Genomic DNA, 18,107 nt, shown 5'->3' on the forward strand with positions numbered 1-18,107 from the left:
GACCAGGGCCGCCACCAGGCGCCGTCCGAGGGGCACCCGGTGGTAGACGGCGCCCACGCGACCCCCACGCAGGAAGGGGCTACGGATGACGCGCCAGACGCGCTCCACCGCCGCCGCGCAGCCCAACCGCGCCTCGGGACTGGACCGCGTGCGCGCCGTCTACCACCGGGTGCCCCTCGGACGGCGCCTGGTGGCGGCCCTGGTCGTGCTCACGGTGGTCGCCGTCGTGGCCCTCGTCCTGAGCCTGCCCGTACTCAACGTCCTGTTCGGCACCCTGCTGGCGCTCGTGGCGTTCTCCGCACTGATGCGCTCCCTCGACGCCTTCCTCACCGTGGTGGTCTCGGTGGTCTGGCTGGCCATGGCCGTGCCCCTCTTCCAGATCCCCCTCAGGGGCGAACCCGTCACCCTGCTCGTCCTGCCGCTGCCCCTCCTGGTGGTGCTCGCGGCGGGCCGCGCCCGCGAGTTCCCCGCCTGGCACACCGCCCTGCTCTCGCTCACCGCCGGGCTTGTCGCCGGGTTCTCCGTGGCGCTGTTCGGCATGATCGTCGAGCCCTTCCCGGCCGGTGCGGGAATCGCGGCGCTCTACGCCGCGGCCGGTGCCTGCGTGCTGTGGCGGCTGGTCGCCTCGGGGCAGGTGGCCAAGGAGAGCCGTGAGAACGACGAGAAGCGGCGCAACAGCACCTCGAGATCCGGGCCGGGCCCACGGGACGCCCAGGCACCCCCGGACTCCTCCGGGAGGACGGACCGGAACGCGGCCCCCGGCGGGTCCCACGGACGGACGGTCCAGGGGCTGCGCGGCCGGGGCTCGGACGCACCGCACCGGGGCTCCGCCGCCGACAACGGCGCCGACGGCGAGGAGGAACCCGTCCCCGTGGACGTGGCCCTGGCCGAACTGGAGGACATGATCGGCCTCGACCCGGTCAAACAGCAGGTCCGGGGGATCGCCGCCTCCATCGAGGCCGCCCGACTGCGCGCCGACGCCGGGCTCTCCGTGGAACGCCCCCTGCGCCACCTGGTCTTCTCCGGTCCGCCCGGCACCGGCAAGACCAGCGTCGCCCGCACCCTCGCCACGATCTTCCACTCCTTCGGCCTCCTGCCCAGCTCCCGGGTGGTGGAGGCTCAGCGCGCCGACCTCGTCGGCGAGTACCTCGGCGCCACCGCCATCAAGACGAACGAGCTCATCGACAGCGCCCTGGGCGGAGTGCTGTTCGTCGACGAGGCCTACTCGCTGGTCAACGAGGGCGACGGCCAGGCCGACCGGTTCGGCAACGAGGCCGTCCAGACCCTGCTCAAGCGCGCCGAGGACGATCGCGACCAGCTGGTCGTCATCCTGGCCGGGTACGAGAAGGAGATGGACGCCTTTCTGGCCACCAACCCCGGCCTGGCGTCCAGGTTCGCCACCCGCATCAGCTTCCCCAGCTACTCCGCGGCCGAACTGTTCCGCATCGCCGAGACCCTCGTGGCCCAGCGCGGCGACCTCCTGGACCCCGAGGCCGCCCGCACGCTGCGGCGGCGGTTCGACCAGACCGTGCAGCGCGAGGCCGTCGACGAACTGGGCAACGGCCGCTTCGCCCGCTCCGTCGTGGAGAAGGCCTCCCAGGCTCGCGACGTCCGCGTGGTCACCTCGGGCACCAACGGCGACGAACCGGCGCTGCGCCCGACCGCGGACGCCCTGGTCACCGTGCACGCGGTGGACGTCGAGTCGGCCTACTCCGAGCTCACCTCGCGCCTGCCGGGCTTCGGGGAGTCTCCCGGCCTGGAGGAGGCGATGGCCGAACTCGACGGCATGATCGGCCTGGAGCCGGTCAAGGAACAGGTGCGCTCGCTGGTCGCCCAGCTGCGCGTGGCGCGCCTGCGCGAGGAGCAGGGACTGCCGCACCAGCCACCCATGCGGCACTTCGTCTTCACCGGGCCCCCGGGCACCGGCAAGACCACCGTCGCGCGCGTGCTCGGCCGGGTCTTCTCCGCCCTGGGCATGCTGGGCCGCTCCGAGGTGGTGGAGGCCCAGCGCGCCGACCTGGTCGGCGAGCACCTGGGCGCGACCGCCGTCAAGACCAACCGCCTGGTGGACCGGGCCCTGGGCGGGGTGCTGTTCATCGACGAGGCCTACTCACTGGTCAACCCCGGCTACAGCGGTGGCGACGCCTTCGGGGCCGAGGCCATCCAGACCCTGCTCAAGCGGGCCGAGGACGACCGCGACCGGCTCGCGGTGGTACTGGCGGGCTACACCGACGAGATGGAGCGGTTCCTGGCTTCCAACGCCGGGCTGTCCTCCCGGTTCAACGTGCGCGTCCGGTTCCCGTCCTACAGCCCGGACGAGCTGTCCGAGATCGCGGACACCGTGGCGGCGCGTACCGGAGACGCCTTCGACGACACGGCGCGCGAGGACCTGCACAGCATCTTCACCCACGTGTGCGGGACCGGGTGGATCGACGAACTGGGCAACGGGCGCTTCGCGCGTTCGCTCTACGAACGCGCCTGTTCCCACCGTGACCTGCGGGTCTCCCAGGAAGTGGGGGAGTCGGCCACCGCCGCCGAGCTGACCGTGGTCACCAGCGAGGACGTGCGTAGGGCCTACTCCGACGCGACCCAGCAGAGCTAGGGTTCCCAGACCCCCCTCCTGCTACTGTCCAGTACATGACCGCTGCACCCACATCCTCCGAGTCCCCCGTCAGGCAGGCGCTGATCCTCGCTGGAGGACAGGCCACCCGGTTGCGGCCCTACACCGACACCCGACCCAAGGCGATGGTGGAGGTGGCCGGACGGCCCATCATCGACTACCAGCTGGAGTGGCTGGCCTCGCACGGCGTCGAGCAGGTCGTCGTCTCCTGCGGCTACAAGGCCGAGGTCCTGCGCGAACACCTGGAGAACCGGCGGGGCGGCCCCGAGATCACCCTGCTGGTCGAGGACGAGCCGCTGGGCAGGGGCGGAGCCCTGCGCTACGCGGCCACCGGGCTCCGCGACCCCGAGGCCCCCTACTTCGCCCTCAACGGCGACGTGCTCACCTGGTTCCCCCTGGATGAGCTCACCGGGCGCCACCGGGCCAGGGGCGGCCTGGCCACCCTGGCACTGGCCCAGTTCCGCACCACCTGGGGCATCGTCGACGTCGACGGCGACGACCGCATCGAGGGCTTCACCCAGAGCCCGCTCCTGCCGGTGTGGATCAACGCGGGCGTCTACCTGTTCGAGCCGGGCCTGACCCCGCTGCTGCCGACCAGGGGCGACCACGAGTCCTCGACCTTCCCCGACCTGGCCAAGGAGGGGAAGCTGACGGCGTACCGGATCGAGGGCTTCTGGCGCGGCGTGGACACCGCCAAGGACGTCAAGGAGGCGGGCGCCGAGATCGAGGCCATGCGGTCCACGGGCTGACTGTCCCACCCCGGAACCGAGTGGTGACGGGCACCGGGGCGGTGGGTATCGTCTGCCTCGTGACGAATGACGGATTCCTCCTCCCCAGTGCCCCCAACTTCCGTGACCTCGGCGGCCACCGCACGAAGGACGGCCGCACCCTGCGCGGCGGTCTCCTCTACCGTTCCGACGCCCTGCACACCATCGCCGAACAGGACCTGCCCGCGTACCAGGGGTTCGGCATCCGCCAGCTGATCGACCTGCGAACCCACCACGAGCGCGACCGCCTCCCCGACGTGGTCCCCGAGGGCGCCGAGTACGCGGCCGTGGGCGTCCAGGACGCCGATGCGGCGGGGGCCAACTTCGTCGAGCTGCTCGCCGACCCCGAACGGGCCAGGGCCATGTTCGGGGACGGAGCGGCCGAGCGGTTCATGCTCGAGGTGTACCGCGCCCTGGTCTCCGACACCGAGGCCCTCGACGGCTACCGCGACCTGGTCGAACGCGCCGCCAAGGGGCCGACCGCGCTGGTCTTCCACTGCAGCGCGGGCAAGGACCGCACCGGCTGGGGCGCGGCGCTGCTGCTCACCCTCCTCGGCGTCGACCGCGCGACGGTCACCGAGGACTTCCTGGTCAGCAACGAACGCCAGGCCAACACCGACCACTGGATGCGCCAGCTGTCCAAGGACAGTCAGCTCCCGTGGGAGGACGTGGAGCCCATGACCCGCGTCCGGGCCGCCTACCTGGACACCGCCTTCGCGCACATCGACGAACTGTACGGTTCCTTCGACGACTACGTGGCCGACGGCCTGAAGCTCTCCGCCGGAACCGTGGAGGCCCTCAGGACCCGGATGCTCGACTGACCCTCGGAGTGCTTCACACGGGACGCGAGCCAGCCCCCTGACCGGGAGGGCAGGGCTCGCGGCCGGTGTCCGGCGGGGCCACCCGTCCTCGCTGGCGGGGAGCGCTCGGGAGAACGGGGGACCCGGCGGCCGATCGGGGCATCCCGGCCTCTGCGGGTGCGGGACCGCCCGGCGCTACAGCGCGTCCAGTCTTCGGCGGAGGTCGCTCTCACTGGTGGCGCTGGACAGCTCCTCGGAGAGAGCCGCCAGCACCGTCGGGCGGTCCTGGCCCCGGTCGAGCATCCGGCGGGCCGCCGCCCACAGGTTGGCGGGGCGGCCGTCCCAGAGCCTCTTGGCGAGGCGTTCGTGGCGGTCCAGCTCGCGCTCCCGCTCGGGGTCGAGGCCGGTGACCGGGCGGTACCAGCGGTCCTGCCCGGTGGAGTGGTGACGGCCGCTGTGCGGGGTGGCGGCCTCGTACTCGCCGTAGTGGTCCAGCCTCAGCAGGGCCCGGCGGCCCCTGGAGGTGTCCGGGGCGAACTCCTCCTCCGGGGCGCCGGTGACGATCTCGCTGGCCAGCAGGGGGAACGCGAACATCCGCCGGGCCAGGGACGCGAAGTCGCCGTCCGGGAGCAGCCGCCGGACCGCCTCCTGGCGCAGGCCCAGGGGACGGGCCGGGTCGCGGTAGGTCGACGCGAAGGCCGAGATGGTCTCCCACACGGCGTCCAGCGTGGCGCCCACGGCCACCTCCGGGAGCTGGGAGCGGGCACCCGCCCAGCGCACCCAGGCGGCGAGGACGTGCGGCATCGCCTCCTGCTCCTCGGGCAGCAGCACCACCCGGCCGGGCAGCCAGTGCAGCAGGAACGACTCCACCTTGCGGGGGCTCACCCGCAGCGGTCGGCCCGAGTCCACGTCGCAGCCGTGCGCGATGATGTGGTCCACGCACCGGCTCGCCGCATAGGAGTCCGAGAGTTCGGCCGCCTGGTCCGAGGCGAGGAAGCGCGCGGCCAGCACCGCGCGCCGGTCGCGCCGCCACACGGGGACCGGCGAGGCCGCCACCCCCTCGGGCGGGAGGGGGAGCCGCTGCACCCGGGAGGCGGCCAGTGCGAAGTGCGAGGCCAGAGAACTCCCGGTGAGGTCTGCGGCGGAGATCCCCACCGGTTCCACGGTCGGTCCCGTGGAGGGGTCGGCGGCGGCACCCGTCACCACCCGTTCGGTGCGTTCCAGCGCACGTGAGAGCAGGGACCGTGCCTCGCTCAGCTCCAGCCGCTCGAACCGGGCGAGGTCGTCGTTCCGGGCGCGCTCGCGGCACTGCTCCAGCAGCAACTCCACCTTGGTGGTGACCCAGGCGTCGCGCAGCAGGCCGCCGCTGTTGTGGTCCAGGACCAGGATGAGCGCGTGTTCGGACGGCATCGCGCCGTCGCTGCCGGGGGCGTCCCTGCTGAACACGCACACGACGTCGTCGGTGTCGCCGAACCGGTCGCCGTTGACGTACGCGGCCACGGGGGAGACCGCGCCCAGCTGGGCGGCCCAGGCCGGGGCCTGGAGCCCCCGCTCGCGCAGGGCGATCATCCCCTGTTCGGCCAGTTCCCGTTGTGAGGGGGAGGTGCCCAGCGCGGTGACCGCCGCCAGCACGCCGAGGCCGGCCGGTTTGCCGGAGGCGGTGGCGTGCGTGATCAGCCCCTCGCCGAGCAGCCGCTCCACGTCGACCCCGGGCAGCCGTTCACCCCACCAGGAGCCCAGGAGCGCGCTGAAGGCCAGTTCCGCGTCGAGCGGGTGCCGCATGGCGAGCAGGGCTCTGGCCGCGCGCAGCATCTCCTCGAAGGCGGCGGCGGGTACGTCGGGGCCTGTGGGTGTGGGCGAAGGGGATGGCACGAACTGAAGCGTATGCCAGCGGGAAGCGGGTCCGCTCCCGCTTGTGGACAACCGGTCCGCGAGGAGCCGGTCACTGACCCGTGACCGTCCGGTGCCGGGCGGCGCGACAGCCGGGCGCGGTTCCCAGGGGGTCCGTGCCCGGCTGTCGTGCCACCGGGTCAGCGCGGTTCGGGTACCGCGCGGTGGCCGGTGAGCAGGGTGGTCCCCGCGCGGCGGACGGTCTTGCGGACCGTGGAGGGCGGCACCGAGTTCACCATGGCCTCCAGGTGCTCACGGGCGACACGCTCGACGAGATCTGGTGTGACCGTGATGCCCAGGTGCTCGATGCAGTGCCAGGTATCGCTGACACAGCGTTCCACGCAGCGGGGGGACAGCCCGCTGAACTCGTCGTGGAGCCGTGCCGAGATCTGTCTGAGATCCTGGACCGGGAAGGTCTGGAGCATTCTCGCTCACACCCCTAGCTGATGATGGGTCTGGACGGTGACCTCCACCTATTCCACTTGTTCTGGCCGGACAGTCAACCCTCGTCGCGGCACACTGTTGATAAAACCTGGGGGAGGTCCCGTTTACCCGGACGCCTCAGTCGCCGCAGGTCATCAGGGAGAAATGGACTTTTCGGACATATAACGTTCCCGTTTCGAAGGGTTCGGCGCAAACCCGGCCTCCTCGTGAGGCATCGTGAATTATGGGAAAACACGCCCGCAAAACCCCCGGTGGGCTGTGCCGAAGCGACACCGTGGCCTAACATTTACCTTCCCTGTCCACGGCGGGTCCCCCACACCGGTGGCCGTTGCGAGTCAGCGGGTGTGTCTTATGCTTGAGCCGTGACAGCGGCCGAGAGGAGTCATGGAGCGTGACTCCTGGGAGCCGCGGAGCCCCCCGACCGGAATCGGCGCCGCGCACCCAGCGCCAGCGCGCCACCGTGAACGGGTGGCGGGCACGGTGCACAGGGGACCACGCGGTCCAGAAAGCCCCCATCGAAACCCGGCTGGGGAATCCGACGGTTCCGGAGGTGTCGAGCAGTTGAGCGCCGAGACGTCCATTCCCCCACCCAGGATCAGCGCGGCGGAACTGCCGGACGCGGTGAAGTCCCTCCTCACCGACGCGCCCATCGGTTTCGCGCTCCTGGGCCCCGACGACGTCTTCGTGTCGATCAACGCCCGCATGGCCGCCGTCCTCGGCAGCACCCCCGACCGCTGCCTGGGACGCACCCCCGCCGAAGCCGGGGAACAGGCCGGTGAACCCGCCGGGGCCACCGGCCTCAGCGCCTCCGTCGCGAAGGTCCGCGACACCGGACGCTCCGTGCGCGGCCGCCATCGGACCACCTCGGGCCAGACCTGGGACCTCACCTGGTTCCCGGTCAACGACCCCTCCGACGGCGCGCGCCACATCGCCCTCATCGCCGCCCGTGACCACGAGGACGGTCCCGTCCACCGCGAGGAGGAGCGCCTGCGCGCCCTGCTCCAGGCGGGCAACCAGATCATCTGGTCGGCCGGGGCGGGCGGCGACGTCCGCGAGGACTGCCCCCAGTGGCGGGCCATCACCGGCCAGGACCTGGACGCCTACCTCGGCCGGGGCTGGCTGGACGCGGTGCACCCCGACGACCGCCCCGGTGTCGAGCGCGCCTGGGACGACGCCGTCTTGGACGTCACCCCCTTCGACGCCATGTTCCGCGTGCGCACCCGCGCGGGCGGGCACGTCCACTACAGGGCGCGCGCGAACCCGATCATGGACGGCGCCGCGACCGCCGAGTGGGTCGGCACCCTGGTGGACATCACCAACGAGCGCGAGGCGGACGAACTCCGCCAGCGCCTCAACCAGCAGCTCAGCGAGGCGGCCATGCGCACCGCCCGCCTCCAGAAGGCCACCTCGGACCTGGCCGAGGCGCTCACCGCCGACGAGGTCGTCCAGGCCATGTCCGAGATCGGCCGCTCCGGCGTGGGCGCCGACCACACCTCCGTCGCCCTGTTCGACCGGGACCGGCTGCGCCTGCGCATACTCTCCGCAGACGGCTGCGTCGGCCTGCCCGAACGCGGCTTCTCCCTGGACTACCCGGACGTCGCGGCCCGAGCCGTGGCCTCCCGCGCGCCGCGCCTCGCGGCCAGCCCCGCTGATCTGCGCGAGCTCATGGAGCACGCCCCCGAGGTCGAGGAACTGCTGGAGCACACCAGGGAGCGCGCCTGGGTGGCGCTGCCCATGATGGCCGCCGGCCGACCCATCGGCGCGCTGCGCTTCTCTTTCAGGGCCCAGCGCGACGTCACCGACGAGGAGCGCGTCTTCCTGGAGGCGCTTGCGGGACAGTGCGCCCTGGCCATCGGCCGGGCCATCGTCTACGAACGCGAACACGGGACCGCCGAGGAGCTCCAGCGCAGCCTCCTGCCCGAGGAACTTCCCGTGGTGGCGGGCGTGCGCCTGGCCGCCTACTACCGGTCGGGCTCACAGCACGTGCAGGTGGGCGGCGACTGGTACGACGCCTTCCCCCTGGCCGACGGCCGGGTCGCCGGGGTCCTCGGTGACGTCATGGGCAAGGGCATCCAGGCCGCCGCCGGAATGAGCCGGATCCGCAACGCGCTGCGCGCCCTGGCCTTCTCCATGCCCGAACCGGCCGACGTGTTGACCGGGCTGGACCGCATGTTCACGGCCACAGAGGGAATGGATCAGGTGACAACCCTGGTCTACTTCGTTCTGGACCCGGTCACCGGACAACTCGACCTCAGTAACGCGGGGCACCTCCCGCCGCTCGTGGTCGCCGGGAACGCCGGGCCCTCACTGCTCGACACCGAGCCCGACACACCGCTCGGCGTCAGCTCTCCGAGGGGGCATCACAAATTCTTCGTACAACCCGGTAACACTGTCGCCCTCTACTCCGATGGACTGGTTGAGAACCGCAGACGATCCGTCGACGCCGGTCTGGACGAGCTCGTCAGGGTCGCGTCGAGGGCGCGTCCCGAGGTGGTGGGCGATCCACAGCAGATGCTGGAGTACCTTGTTGAGAGAATGCTCGATGGGTATGAGCAGGACGATGACGTCACTCTGCTCGCCGTTCAGCTTCCGGTGATCGATTCCGCGTCGGAGCGGTAGACCGTACGAACAAGTCCATTGCCTTGCCTACAGTGAAGAAGCCGCCGCGCCCCGCGATGCGGAGGTGACCACGGCTTCCCCGCCCAGTGGGGACGATCCCAGGCCGCAGGTGGGAGAGGGTGCAGTGCCCGGTCCCGGCCAAACCGGACCACCGGGTCCGATCAATTCTCGCCACACGTCCGTTCGAGAGGTGTTTGTGTCATCTGCCAGTTCGACTCGCTCGAAGCAGTCCGAGTCACTGCAAGAGCCCGTCATTCAGCAGCTGATCGAGCGTGGGCGGTCCCAGGGCTTTCTTGAGCCCGAGGACGTGCGCCGTGCCTTCGAAGAGGCCGAAATCCCGATGTCGCAGGCGCAGTCCGTGCTCCGCAGCCTCGCCAAGGAGGGCGTGACCGTACTCGTTCCCGAGTCGGCCTCCTCGCGGCGCAAGACCACGCGGCGCAAGTCGGCGGCTCCTCGGTCCAGCACCACCACCCGCTCGACCACCACCACGAGCCGGGCCGCCAAGCCCGCCCGTGCGGCGGCCGCCCAGGACCAGCCGGAGACGGTCACCGCCGTCGTCGACTCCTCCGAGGGCTCCACCGCGAAGAAGGCCCCGGCCAAGAAGGCGGCGACCGCGAAGAAGGCGGCCGCCCCCAAGAAGGCCACGGCCAAGAAGCCCGCCGCCAAGGCCGCCCCGGCCAAGAAGGCGACGGCGACCAAGAAGTCCACGAAGAAGGACCTCGAACTCGCCTCGGGCTCCGGTGACTTCGCCGAGGAGGCCCTGGACGACGACCTCGAGCACACCGGCGCCGAGCTGGAGCTGGTCGAGGACACGGCCGAGCAGGAGAAGGAGACCAAGCCCGCCAAGCCCGAGACCGTCGGCGCGCCCGTCAAGCCGAGCAAGGACGACGACTCCTTCGTCCTGTACGACGATGACGACGACGCCCCCGCTGCCCAGGTGGTCGCGGCCGGTGCCACCGCGGACCCGGTCAAGGACTACCTGAAGCAGATCGGTAAGGTCCCGCTCCTCAACGCGGAGCAGGAGGTCGAGCTCGCCAAGCGCATCGAGGCCGGTCTGTTCGCGGAGGAGAAGCTCTCCGAGGAGAACGACGTCCTCACCTTCGAGCTCCGTGACGAGCTCGAGTGGATCTCCGAGGACGGCGGCCGCGCCAAGAAGCACCTGCTGGAGGCCAACCTCCGTCTGGTCGTCTCCCTGGCCAAGCGCTACACCGGTCGCGGCATGCTGTTCCTGGACCTGATCCAGGAGGGCAACCTCGGTCTGATCCGCGCGGTGGAGAAGTTCGACTACACCAAGGGCTTCAAGTTCTCCACGTACGCCACGTGGTGGATCCGCCAGGCGATCACCCGCGCGATGGCCGACCAGGCCCGCACCATCCGTATCCCGGTGCACATGGTCGAGGTCATCAACAAGCTGGCCCGTGTCCAGCGCCAGATGCTCCAGGACCTGGGCCGCGAGCCCACCCCGGAGGAGCTGGCCAAGGAACTCGACATGACCCCCGAGAAGGTCGTCGAGGTGCAGAAGTACGGCCGCGAGCCGATCTCCCTGCACACTCCGCTGGGCGAGGACGGCGACAGCGAGTTCGGTGACCTCATCGAGGACTCCGAGGCGATCCAGCCGGGCGAGGCGGTCAGCTTCACCCTGCTCCAGGAGCAGCTGCACTCGGTGCTCGACACCCTGTCCGAGCGCGAGGCCGGCGTCGTCTCCATGCGCTTCGGGCTCACCGACGGTCAGCCGAAGACTTTAGACGAGATCGGCAAGGTCTACGGGGTCACCCGTGAGCGCATCCGGCAGATCGAGAGCAAGACGATGTCGAAGCTCCGTCACCCGTCGCGCTCCCAGGTGCTCCGCGACTACCTGGACTAGTCAGCCGGTCCGGGTGAAGACCCACGCTTCAGGCTGAGAAGCAGAACAGGCGCGCCCTCCCGAGATGATCCGGGAGGGCGCGCCTGGCGTTCGTGCCCCCTGCATGCCCACGGGTGTGGCGACGCCCGCGTGTCCCTCGCATGTCATCAGGCACTCACTGTCCCCGCACGGAGTCCGATCTCCATCCGATGGCCACCATGCTGCCCCACGCGCTGTAGGTGCGGCATAAAAGTGCCCTGAACCGGCCTTCCTGATGGTTCGTCCCTTTTGACCTGCGAGGGAGCCCGGGGCCGACGGTCTCGCGCCCCGCCTCGGGGAGGCTCGGGGGATCAGTCGCGGACGACGACGTCCATCGTGCGCGAGGTGCCCGGTTTCGACGCGGGCGGCAGTTCCACGGTGTGCCCGAGGTCGCGCAGCGCCGTCACCAGTTCCTCCGGACTGTCGGCCTGGACGTTCTCGCTGACCAGTACCCGGGCGATGTCACCCCGGGTGGCCTTGGCCATGTGACTGACCACGGACCGCTTGGTCACGCCGTCGACCTCGCGCTCGCGCAGCACCCGCACCGCGACGGTCCGCTCGGCGGCGGCGCCCGTGGGCCTGAACGCCGCCGCGTAGGCCGCCGACCGGCAGTCCACGAGCAGGCGTCCCTCCGTGAGGTCTCCGAGCGACCCGGTCATGGCCCCGCGCCAGTACGTCCCCAGAGCGCCCAGCGGCGGCAGCTTCACCCCCATGGACAGGCGGTAGGGCGGCAGCTGGTCGGCGGGGCCCACCACGCCCCACAGGCCCGAGAACACCAGGACACGCTCCCGCGCGGCTGCTCCGTGCTCGGCGAGCAGCCCCGGGAGCCCCAGGCGGTCGTAGAGCACACCCGTGTAGAGGTCGGCGGCGCGCAGCGTGGGAGCCGTGGTCAGGTCCAGGTTGCGCTTGAGGGCGTCGGTCTGGGACAGCGACAGGCCCAGGACCTCGCGTGCGGCGTCCTCGGGGCCCGAGCAGAGTTCGGTCAGCGCCGCCACGACCCGCTCCCGGTTCTCGGTCAGCTCCGGCAGGGTCAGTGACCCCGGATCCAGCGGGGGACCCTCGCCGGAGGTGGCCTTGCCCTCGGAGGGCGGGAGCAGGATGAACATGGACTCTCCAGGTCACGGGTGGGGTGGGAACCGTGCCCATGTTAGGGCGTGAACGGCCGGATAGGATGTGCGGCTTCCGACAGCCGGGACAGCGAGGGGACGAACATGCACACGTGGGCCGAACGGGTGTCCAGGGACTGGCCCGCCTTCCGGACGGAGTCGCGCGCGGGCTGGCGGTTCGGCCTCGCGGACGGGTTCACCAAGCGGGCCAACTGCGCCCTGATGGAGGACCCCGGGGCCGATGTCGCGGAGGTCACCCGGTTCTACCGTGCCCACGGACTCCGCCCCTGCGTGCAGGTGTGGCCGGGGGAGGAGGCGATGGACTCCCGCCTGGCCGAACACGGGTACGAGCTGGTGGAGCCCACCCTGGTGCTGGCCAGGGCGCTTCCCGAGCGGCCGGGCGCCCCGGGGCGGACCCTGGTCTCGGACGCACCGACGCCTCGCTGGACGGAACTCTTCGCCGAGACGGGTGTGTCCCCGGACTGGGCCGACGGTGTCCTCCGCATCCTCGACCAGGTGACCACGGCCTACGGGGTCCACGAGGACGGGGACGGTCGGGGCTGCGCGGTGCTGGACGGGGAGTCGGTGGCGGTCTGCGCGATGGTCACCGCCCGTGCGGCCCGCGGGCGCGGTGTGGCGGGGATCATCCTGGCCGACCTGCTCGCCTGGGCGCACGACAGGGGCGCCCGCCGCGCCTACCTCTGCGTGGTGGCCGGGAACGAACCCGCGCTGCGCCTGTACCGGAGGGCGGGGTTCGAAGAGGTCTCGCGCTACCACAACCGGGTCCTCGCGGACTGAGGTGGCGCTCCGGCCTCGCCGGAGGGCCCTAGTCCAGGGGCATCGACCATGGACAGTCCGCCGCTGGGACGAAAGCCGAAAGGGCTTCCGTGGAGCCGCGGGGCCGGGTCGGGCACGTCACTCGCTTCTCGGGTGTCGCACCTTGGAAACCGGCTGAGGCCTGGGTGTCATGGGGCCTGACCTCGGAGAGCGACCACGAGAACGCGTACGTCACTCACACCCCGGGTGTCACACCCCAGAACGAGGACGGCGGCCCCCGGAATCCGGGGACCGCCGTCGACGTTTCATGGTCGTCGTGGCTAACGCTCTTCCGCGTCCTTGTCGCTCTTGGTGAGCTTGTCCGTCTCGTCCTGGATGTCCGAGGCGATCTTGCGGAGCGAGTCGTCGTGTTTGCGCATGTGGTGCGCGCAGAACAGGAGTTCGCCGCCGGAGTTCAGCAGCACCCGGACGTACGCCTGTGCACCACAGCGGTCGCAGCGGTCAGCAGCCGTCAGCGGCTGAGTGGGGGCAAGGGTTCCAGTCACTTCGCCATCCTCAATACTCGGCGTTAGTCACCTCTGACAACATCTAACCCGACCCAGACGTTCCCAACCGGGTCCCGTGTACGCCGACAGCGGAATCCGCCCGGTTCGTGCCCGTCTGGTACCCAATGGGTCATATTCGTCGGACACGCTTCCTCGTTCTTGTTGTACCCCTGAGGGGGGCCTGGCTATCCCCGGAAAACGGGAGTATCCAGGTCGCATCCACCAGAGGTGGTAGTCTCGCGCGGGCAGGCCCCGTCCGACCCCCATGTCGGCCCGCTCCGACCCGCACACGGGTGCGTGGAGCCCGTCACAGCGGACCCGGCGTCGACGCCGGCAGACCGCACCCGGGGGACACGACCCCGCCCACACACGGCCGTGCCACCGCAAATTCCCCGGCTCGCCGTAGCCTGGCCCCCTCAACAGTCGGTGCGGCGCGGTACAAAGGGCCCGCACCGCACAGCCACGATGGCCCTCAAGACGCAGGAGATGTCCGAGTGACCGCCTTGACCGCAGCCGTCCACGATCCCGAGGATTACTCCGCTCGGCACCTGTCGGTCCTGGAGGGCCTCGAAGCGGTCCGCAAGCGGCCTGGCATGTACATCGGGTCCACCGACAGCCGAGGCCTCACCCACTGCATGTGGGAGATCATCGACAACTCCGTCGACGAGGCCCTGGGTGGCCACTGCGGGCGCATCGACGTGACCCTGCACAGCGACGGTTCCGTCTCCGTCAGCGACGACGGGCGCGGCATCCCCGTGGACACCGAGCCCAAGTCCGGGCTCTCCGGTGTGGAACTGGTCATGACCAAGCTCCACGCCGGCGGCAAGTTCGGCTCGGGCTCCTACACCGCCTCCGGCGGTCTGCACGGTGTCGGCGCCTCCGTCGTCAACGCCCTCTCGGCCCGCGTGGACGTGGAGATCGACCGCCAGGGGCACACGCACGCCCTGAGCTTCCGTCGGGGCATCGCCGGGCGGTTCGCCGGTGCGAGCCCCGACTCCGAGTTCACCCCGGTGTCCGGGCTGGAGCAGGTCCGCAAGATCGCCAAGAAGATCACCGGCACCCGCATCCGGTTCTGGCCGGACATGCAGATCTTCCTCAAGGACGCCGAGATCACCCGGGAGAACCTGCTCGACCGGGCGCGCCAGACCGCCTTCCTCGTACCCGGGCTGACCATCGCGGTGCGCGACGAGCGGGCCGAGGGTGAGGCCGCCTACACCGAGGAGTTCCGCTTCGACGGCGGCATCAGCGAGTTCTGCACCTTCCTGGCGCCCGACGACCCGGTCAGCGACGTCCTGCGCATCCAGGGCTCCGGCAACTTCACCGAGACCGTCCCGGTCCTGGACGAGTCCGGCCACATGGTGCCCGCCGACGTCGAACGCCGCCTGGACGTGGACGTGGCCCTGCGCTGGGGCACCGGCTACGACACCACGGTGCGCTCCTTCGTGAACGTCATCTCCACTCCCAAGGGCGGAACCCACATCAACGGGTTCGAGCGAGCCCTGGTGCGGGTGATCAACGACCAGCTGCGCGCCACCAAGCTGCTCAAGAACAGCGACGACCCGGTCACCAAGGACGACACCCAGGAGGGCCTGACCGCCGTCGTCACGGTGCGCCTGCCCGAGCCGCAGTTCGAGGGGCAGACCAAGGAGATCCTCGGTACCTCGGCGGCCTCCCGGATCGTCTCCCAGGTGGTCGGCAACGAGCTGCGCGAGTTCCTCACCTCCACCAAGAAGGCGGAGAAGGCCAGGGCCCGCACGGTCATGGAGAAGGTCGTCGGCGCCGCCAAGGCCCGGCTGGCCGCCCGCCAGCAGCGCGAGACCCAGCGCCGCAAGAACGCCCTGGAGAGTTCCGCGCTCCCCGCCAAGCTGGTGGACTGCCGCAGCGAGGGGCTGGAGCACAGCGAACTGTTCATCGTCGAGGGTGACTCCGCGCTGGGCACCGCCAAACTCGCGCGCGACTCCGAGTTCCAGGCGCTGCTGCCCATCCGGGGCAAGATCCTCAACGTGCAGAAGTCCTCGGTCGCGGACATGCTCAAGAACGCCGAGTGCGCGGCGATCCTCCAGGTCATCGGGGCCGGTTCGGGGCGCACCTTCGACCTCGACGCCGCACGCTACGGCCGGGTCATCCTCATGGCCGACGCCGACGTGGACGGCGCGCACATCCGGTGCCTGCTGCTCACCCTCATCTACCGGTACATGCGGCCGATGCTGGAGGCCGGGCGCGTGTACGCCGCCGTGCCGCCGCTGCACCGCATCGAGCTCACCAACGTCCGGCGCAAGCGCGGGGCCAAGCCCGAGGACCGGTACGTCTACACCTACTCCGACGCCGAGCTGCGCCGTACCCTGCTTGACCTGGAGAAGCGCAAGATCTCCTGGAAGGAGCCGGTGCAGCGGTACAAGGGTCTGGGTGAGATGGACGCGGACCAGCTCGCCGAGACCACGATGGACCCGCGCCACCGCACGCTGCGCCGCATCCGGGTGGAGCAGGCCGAGGAGGCCGCGTCCGTGTTCAACCTGCTGATGGGCAACGAGGTGGCGCCGCGTCGCAGGTTCATCCAGGAGGGTGCCCAGGAGCTGGACCTGGAGCGCATCGACGCCTGACCCGTTCCACACACGAGGGGCCCGCACCGGGTCCGGGGTATCGATCGAAACCCCGGGGCCGGTGCGGGCCCCCTCGCGTTCCCGTTCAGGGGGCCTTGGGCGGTTCCCAGACCCCGTCCCCCAGGAAACGGTCGATCGCCGCCCGGTACGGGCCGGGGTCCAGGCCCCGCTCCGACACCCAGGCGTCGTTGTAGTAGCTGTGCTGGTACCGTTCGCCGCCGTCGCAGATCAGGGTGACCACACTGCCCCTGCGGCCCTCACGGAGCATCCTGGCGACCAAATGCCACACGCCCCACAGGTTGGTGCCGGTCGATCCGCCCGCGCACCGGCCGGTGACGTCGTTGAGGTGGCGCATCGCGGCGATGCTCGCGGCGTCGGGCACCGGCATCATCAGGTCGATCACCGACGGTACGAAGCTCGGCTCCATCCGGGGGCGGCCGATGCCCTCGATCCGGGAGGGCATGCCGGTGGCGTAGTCGGTTGCTCCGGTCACCCAGCCCGGGAAGAACGCCGAGTTCTCGGGGTCCACCACGGCCAGGCGGGTGTGCAGGCGCCGGTAGCGCAGGTAGCGGCCGATGGTCGCCGAGGTCCCGCCCGTGCCCGCGCCCACCACGATCCAGTCCGGGTCAGGGTGGCGCTCCATGGCGAGCTGCTCGAAGATCGACTCGGCGATGTTGTTGTTGCCCCGCCAGTCGGTGGCCCGCTCGGCGTACGTGAACTGGTCCATGTAGTGGCCGCCCGTCTCGGCGGCCAGGCGCTCGGCCTCGGTGTACATGTCCGGCGGGTTGTCCACGAAGTGGCAGCGACCGCCGTACCGCTCGATCAGCGCGATCTTCTCCGGACTGGTCCGGCGGGGGACCACCGTGATGAAGTCCAGCCCGACCAACTGCGCGAAGTAGGCCTCCGACACCGCCGTGGACCCCGAACTGGCCTCCACGATCGTGGTGCCCTCGGTGATCCACCCGTTGGCCAGCCCGTACAGGAACAACGACCGTGCCAGCCGGTGCTTGAGGCTGCCGGTGGGGTGCACCGACTCGTCCTTCAGGTAGAGGTCGATGCCCCACTCCGGGGGCAGCGGGAACACGTGCAGGTGGGTGTCGGCCGAACGCGTGTCGTCGGCGATCACCCTGCGGACCGCCTCGTCCGCCCAGGAACGGGCGCTGTCGGAACACCGGTCGACCCAGGGCAGGTCCGGGTCGGGGCGGTCTGGAATGGGAGCCATGGTCAGGAGGCTACCCGCATCCTTTCGGGCCTTCCGCTGCGCTCCGGCCAGTTCGACGCCCTTGCAGAGGGATGCGGGTTGAGGCAGGCGCGGCATTCTCGTCTTTGCCTGACGCTGGTTCCTCGCCGGAGTCCTGACTCGTCCTGCACAGTGCTCGCCGAAACTCGGACTCTCCGGCACCGAACGGGCGCCCCTGGTGGTCAAACGCAACAGCCGGGGCTCACGTCCATGGCTGAACCACGGACGTGAGCCCCGGCCGCGGATCTCTTCCCCGCACCTCGGTCGAGGGCGCGTGTCCTTCCCGGGACCCGGGCCACGAGGGGGTGCCCCCGTTCGGACGCTGAGGGTTCCCGCACTTGCGGGCATCCGACCACGCATCGAGGCGAAGCGCAGATGCGAAGCGGTAGCACCGCTCCCGTCAGTCCAGGGAACCGCCGGACATCACCGCGTGCATGCGCCGGTAGGTGGCCGCCTCCTCGTGGCGGCTCTGCCTCTCCAGCGTGCGCGCCAGGGCGATGTGCGCCCAGTTGTCCACCGGGTCCAGCTCGATCAGACTGCGGAAGGCCGACTCGGCCTTGTTGAGCTGAGCGGAGTGGAAGTAGGCACGCCCCAGCAGCTCCAACATGGAGCGGCTGCCGGGCTCGTTCTCCACCACCGGTTCGAGGATCCGGGCGGCGTAGATCGGGTCGCCCAGCTCCATGAACATGCGGGCTCGGTTGTAGGTGTCGTAGGTGCTCTCTTCCACGGTGCTCCTCTCGACGGTGCCACCGTCCCGGGTCACAACCGTCCTGGGAGGGGCGGCATTCCCGGGTGATGGGCGAGGCGGGTGCGGGGG

General features: G+C 70.7%; 13 protein-coding genes. 7 read left to right on the forward strand and 6 right to left on the reverse strand.

Annotated elements, in window-relative coordinates:
- The first annotated feature begins 85 nt into the window (after positions 1-85).
- From ADX84_RS22565 to ADX84_RS22575, 3 genes are read left to right on the forward strand one after another with little or no spacing between them, the layout of a single operon-like run.
- On the forward strand, positions 86-2,602 hold the full coding sequence (locus tag ADX84_RS22565) for an AAA family ATPase (protein WP_049578865.1): 2,517 nt from the start codon (positions 86-88) through the stop codon (positions 2,600-2,602).
- Between the two features lie 35 nt (positions 2,603-2,637).
- Positions 2,638-3,369: a nucleotidyltransferase family protein gene (locus ADX84_RS22570; protein ID WP_049578867.1), complete on the forward strand. Its 732-nt coding sequence runs from the start codon at positions 2,638-2,640 to the stop codon at positions 3,367-3,369.
- A gap of 41 nt (positions 3,370-3,410) precedes the next feature.
- Positions 3,411-4,208: a tyrosine-protein phosphatase gene (locus ADX84_RS22575; protein ID WP_049578883.1), complete on the forward strand. Its 798-nt coding sequence runs from the start codon at positions 3,411-3,413 to the stop codon at positions 4,206-4,208.
- A gap of 174 nt (positions 4,209-4,382) precedes the next feature.
- Here the strand turns inward: ADX84_RS22575 and ADX84_RS22580 are convergent, their stop codons facing one another.
- Both ADX84_RS22580 and ADX84_RS22585 read right to left on the reverse strand, forming a co-directional pair.
- Positions 4,383-5,999, reverse strand: a complete 1,617-nt coding sequence (locus tag ADX84_RS22580) for a hypothetical protein (RefSeq protein WP_049578869.1) — start codon at positions 5,997-5,999, stop codon at positions 4,383-4,385.
- 218 nt (positions 6,000-6,217) lie between these two features.
- A complete protein-coding gene (locus ADX84_RS22585) occupies positions 6,218-6,502 on the reverse strand; it encodes a three-helix bundle dimerization domain-containing protein (RefSeq protein ID WP_049578871.1) in 285 nt (94 codons plus the stop codon).
- 580 nt (positions 6,503-7,082) lie between these two features.
- Between ADX84_RS22585 and ADX84_RS22590 the strand changes: the two genes are divergently transcribed.
- Both ADX84_RS22590 and ADX84_RS22595 read left to right on the forward strand, forming a co-directional pair.
- Complete coding sequence (locus tag ADX84_RS22590; RefSeq protein WP_199776672.1) at positions 7,083-9,140, forward strand: SpoIIE family protein phosphatase; 2,058 nt, start codon at positions 7,083-7,085, stop codon at positions 9,138-9,140.
- A 196-nt stretch (positions 9,141-9,336) separates the two neighbouring features.
- Positions 9,337-11,004 carry an RNA polymerase sigma factor gene (locus tag ADX84_RS22595; RefSeq protein ID WP_199776673.1) on the forward strand — a complete coding sequence of 556 codons (1,668 nt, stop codon included), beginning with the start codon at positions 9,337-9,339 and terminating at the stop codon, positions 11,002-11,004.
- Positions 11,005-11,333: 329 nt separating this feature from the next.
- Here ADX84_RS22595 and yaaA read toward each other — a convergent pair whose 3' ends face one another.
- Entirely contained in the window at positions 11,334-12,128 is a 795-nt protein-coding gene (gene yaaA / locus ADX84_RS22600) for a peroxide stress protein YaaA (RefSeq protein ID WP_049578875.1), read from the reverse strand.
- A gap of 105 nt (positions 12,129-12,233) precedes the next feature.
- Between yaaA and ADX84_RS22605 the strand changes: the two genes are divergently transcribed.
- Positions 12,234-12,926 (forward strand): GNAT family N-acetyltransferase, encoded by a 693-nt coding sequence (locus ADX84_RS22605; protein ID WP_049578877.1) that lies wholly within the window; start codon positions 12,234-12,236, stop codon positions 12,924-12,926.
- Positions 12,927-13,225: 299 nt separating this feature from the next.
- On the opposite strand, the gene ADX84_RS22610 is transcribed toward ADX84_RS22605, so the two are convergent.
- Complete coding sequence (locus tag ADX84_RS22610; protein WP_026129396.1) at positions 13,226-13,450, reverse strand: hypothetical protein; 225 nt, start codon at positions 13,448-13,450, stop codon at positions 13,226-13,228.
- A 494-nt stretch (positions 13,451-13,944) separates the two neighbouring features.
- Between ADX84_RS22610 and ADX84_RS22615 the strand changes: the two genes are divergently transcribed.
- Positions 13,945-16,050 (forward strand): type IIA DNA topoisomerase subunit B, encoded by a 2,106-nt coding sequence (locus ADX84_RS22615; protein ID WP_049578879.1) that lies wholly within the window; start codon positions 13,945-13,947, stop codon positions 16,048-16,050.
- 85 nt (positions 16,051-16,135) lie between these two features.
- On the opposite strand, the gene ADX84_RS22620 is transcribed toward ADX84_RS22615, so the two are convergent.
- Together ADX84_RS22620 and ADX84_RS22625 are read right to left on the reverse strand one after the other, a co-directional pair.
- A complete protein-coding gene (locus tag ADX84_RS22620) occupies positions 16,136-17,272 on the reverse strand; it encodes a PLP-dependent cysteine synthase family protein (RefSeq protein ID WP_049578881.1) in 1,137 nt (378 codons plus the stop codon).
- 418 nt (positions 17,273-17,690) lie between these two features.
- Entirely contained in the window at positions 17,691-18,017 is a 327-nt protein-coding gene (locus ADX84_RS22625) for a M48 family metallopeptidase (protein ID WP_026129397.1), read from the reverse strand.
- Positions 18,018-18,107: the final 90 nt, after the last annotated feature.

The organism is Nocardiopsis sp. SBT366, from assembly GCF_001083815.1.
Lineage (GTDB): Bacteria > Actinomycetota > Actinomycetes > Streptosporangiales > Streptosporangiaceae > Nocardiopsis > Nocardiopsis prasina.